This window comes from Salibacter halophilus (assembly GCF_008806325.1).
Taxonomy (GTDB): Bacteria; Bacteroidota; Bacteroidia; order Flavobacteriales_G; family Salibacteraceae; genus Salibacter; species Salibacter halophilus.
The window spans coordinates 1-1043 of record NZ_WACR01000021.1 but is presented as its reverse complement, the minus strand read 5'-3'; the positions used below and the strand labels follow the sequence as shown (position 1 = coordinate 1043).

Genomic DNA, 1043 nt, shown 5'->3' with positions numbered 1-1043 from the left:
GACGGTGGATTTGCTTTTCCCTTGTGATTCCAAGTAGTTTTTAAAGTTCATTTGCGCGCTCCTTTTTGATTAAGTGGGTGTAAATCTGTGTACTCTCTAAGCTGCTGTGACCTAAGAACCGTTGGATTTTTTGCAGTTCCATTCCGTTTTCTAAAAGGTGGGTGGCGATCGAGTGGCGAAGCGTATGCAAGCCCACTTCTTTTTGTTGTAAGTCCGGGTTATCAACTAGCAGTGTCAGTTTCTTTAATCGGGTGTACAAGCTGCCGCCTGTCATGGGTTTGCCGATCATGCCAATAAACAGGTTTGATTCTTTCTGGCTTTTGATCAGTTGCGGCCTGTAATCGTAAATCCATTCTTGTAATATCTTGGAACTGCTCTTGCTAAAAGGAACCAATCGTTCTTTGTAGTTCTTGCCTTTTCTTACGTGGATTATTCTTCTGTCGAAGTTGATATCATCCAAGGCGAGGTTTGCCCCTTCTCTTCTTCTCAGTCCACAGGCATAAAACACGACCAACATGGCTTTGTCTCTTGCGTTAAAAGCTTCTTGTTTGGAGTGTGGGGTTTCCTGGTTGGCTGCGTCAAAAAGTTGTTTGATCTCTTCTTGTGTGAGTACGGTAATGTTTCCTTTTTCTAGTTTGAGTTGCTTTAAGGTTACTGGTGGGATTCCGTTTGTTCCTTTGTGTTGTAGGAACTCGTAGAACTTTTCCAAGGCTTGGATTTGCTGGTTTATGTACACATTTCCAAGTCCACCGCCCCGCCTTTGGTTGGGTCGTGTGCTCAGGTGATTGAAGTAGTCTTTGTAGTGCTTGCTTTTGAGTTGGTTTATTTGGTTGCAGTTTTCTTGCTCTAAAAAATGCAGGAACTCGCGCACCATGGAAGGCATGTTGTAAACGGTCTGCGGATTGTAGCCGAGTATGTCCAACCATTCTTTAAAGGCGGTTAAAAGGTATTCGTAACTGGCATTTTTCAGGGGTAAATTTCTCATTGGCGCATACCTTTTGGTGAACTTTTTGAACTACGACTTTACCGTCTTGGTTTTCTTC

Annotated in this window: 1 protein-coding gene; it reads right to left on the bottom strand. The window is 43.2% G+C overall.

All coding sequences use genetic code 11. The features are described from left to right. Positions 1-40: 40 nt before the first annotated feature. Positions 41-985: a tyrosine-type recombinase/integrase gene (locus F3059_RS13600; protein WP_151170212.1), complete on the bottom strand. Its 945-nt coding sequence runs from the start codon at positions 983-985 to the stop codon at positions 41-43. Positions 986-1043 lie beyond the last annotated feature (58 nt).

Excerpts from the sequence above, each read along its gene's own strand:
- F3059_RS13600 (WP_151170212.1), bottom strand. The coding sequence starts at position 985 with ATGAGAAATTTACCCCTGAAAAATGCCAGTTACGAATACCTTTTAACC.